This window comes from Herbaspirillum chlorophenolicum, assembly GCF_001189955.1.
Classification (GTDB): Bacteria; Pseudomonadota; Gammaproteobacteria; order Burkholderiales; family Burkholderiaceae_D; genus Herbaspirillum; species Herbaspirillum chlorophenolicum.
Window position 1 is genome coordinate 1 of sequence record NZ_LFLT01000121.1, and the last position, 2,150, is coordinate 2,150.

Consider the following 2,150-nt stretch of genomic DNA (forward strand, 5'->3'; position numbering starts at 1 on the left):
AAGAGTCAGACCTTGGGAAACTGTTCCGTGACCGAGTATCGCTTTGTCTCCATGGGGATGAAGGTGACCGTATCGTAATAAGGATTTTCAACGTATCCGACGGCCAGCAGCTTTTGGCGGAAGGCTTTCAAGGCTTCAGGTGAGCTTCGCAATATGTTCTCTATTCGAATCACTTGCATTGCGAGCGATAGGGATCCACCCTGCTCAGGGGCACTTTCCTTCAGAACGTATAGATGTAATTCCAATGGAAGGGCGCAGTCCAGTTGCGCCGGGGAGCTGATGGTGATTTCTTCCGTGAAGGGAGCGATCGACTTGATTTCGATGGCTTGATTGGAAAACAAGAAATCCTGATTTCCACCATCAGGGCCCGTCCAAGCCAATATTAAGGAATGAGGTGCATCTTGAAGTGCAGCACTAAAGCTCTCTAGGGCTAGCAGCTCTCCCAATAGGCCTTTGATCTGATTGGGTTTTAGCAAGCCGTCATTGTTTTGGACAAAGAGTCTTTTCCATAAAGTCAGTCGTTCTCTAAAAAGAGAAATCAAACCGGCTTCTGTCAATATGGCACGTGATTCGTCAATCAGATCCTGGCATAATCGGCCAAATACCTGCTGAAGGTTTTCGTTTTTTAGGCGCAAAGCCATCAGCCAATGGCCGTTCAATCTTGGCTGCCGAAAATAGTCAAGCGCTCCGGTCTCGAAATCAATCTCCGGCGGCTTGGCGCGGGTACTGAACGCAACGATAGCGCATCCAATACTATCAACCCCTGCGAAAATATCGAAAGCAGAAGTGAGATCAGTTTTTAGCAACCGGCAGTCAGATTCGCGCAGTGGGTCGATGAGCGTATCCTGTCGTAGTTTTTCCCAGAGTGTCTCAATCGGTGTCATCGCCTTCTTCCTCTTCTTCTCCAATCAAATCGCGTAGCGCAACTTTGTTGAGTCGGTAAACTACAGATTTCCCCTTGGACTCGGGATCAAAGTCCGGGAAGCTGAGGCTAATCGCGACGATTGGATCGGTACCAATATCGATGGCCTTCATCATGGTATCGGGTTTGACTTTAGGCTCGACGGCTTTAATGAAATGAATGGTCAGTAGAGGTTTGCTTCGGATTTTTCGATACATATAACCGGGGATACTCTTTCCTCTCTTTTCTGGGTCTTTTGCCAGTTCGTCCTTCCAGGCGTTTTCAACAGCAGCAAGTTGTGAGATGGACATGCCGACCTTCTCGTCACTCGTATCTCCAACGCGTTGTCTGTTGAGCTTGAAATATGAGGCGCTCTTCGGAGTTTTCTCGAATTGACGGCTACGGCACGCAACTTCCCCGAGTACATCTGTTCCTGTATTGATCAAGAAATTAGGGACAATATCGTTCTCGCCTTGCGGAATGCAGATGTCCCATTCATCTAAAGTTGTGTATGGATTGTTCTCGATGAACTTTACCAGCGGACGTTCCCCAGTTTCGTGATCAGGCAAGAACTGCATGTTCAAATTGCTGATGTTGAGGCCGGCTAGGAATTGTGCAATGGCTTGTTTTTTTACACCTGACCACAAGTATTTATTCTTTTGCGTGGTGGCTGTTCCACGCTCTTTGATGAATTGCTTGACCCAATCAACATTCTGTTGATTCAACTGATCTTTTGCCACATAGGCGGTTTCGACTCCGGATGCGCTGAAAGAAATGGAGTGTTCGAATTCTTGGCCGCTGCGCATCTTGTTTTGCGCGGTCACGATCAATGTGTCCGGATGTGCTTTTACGCGAATGCCAAAGCGAGATGGAGGAAGTCGATTAGCGCTCATTCTCCGGAAATCGGTTCGTAGTTCTGCAACAGCATTTGCGATGTGCGCATACCAGTTTTGCGCATCGATATTCATCCATATACGGAATAGATCGTCATATCCTGGGCGATAGCCGAACCAGCGTCCCATCTGTAGCAACGTATCGTAGGCTTTTGAGTTTCTGTAGAAATAGCTAACGCTTAAACCTTCGAGTGTTAGTCCCCGGGAGAGCGTAAGCCCCCCGATGGCGATAACGCGCCTGCCTTTTTCTGTATTTTTGTAGCGCGAGTAATCAAGCTTTTCCTCTGGTGCCGATTTTTGATTTATGGTGACTACTTTGATGGATGCCACCGACTCATTGAGTTGTGTACGGATTT

At 47.7% G+C, this 2,150-nt stretch carries 2 protein-coding genes; both read right to left on the reverse strand.

Translation table 11 applies throughout. The features are described from left to right. Nucleotides 1-5: 5 nt before the first annotated feature. Nucleotides 6-884, reverse strand: a complete 879-nt coding sequence (locus AKL28_RS23370) for a PD-(D/E)XK motif protein (protein ID WP_050470678.1) — start codon at nucleotides 882-884, stop codon at nucleotides 6-8. Next, on the reverse strand, nucleotides 871-2,150 hold a 1,280-nt coding region (locus tag AKL28_RS23375), incomplete at its 5' end, for a Z1 domain-containing protein (RefSeq protein WP_231602671.1). The genes AKL28_RS23375 and AKL28_RS23370, both read right to left, overlap by 14 nt.

Coding starts and splice junctions, on each gene's coding strand:
- AKL28_RS23370 (WP_050470678.1), bottom strand. CDS start 884: ATGACACCGATTGAGACACTCTGGGAAAAACTACGACAGGATACGCTC.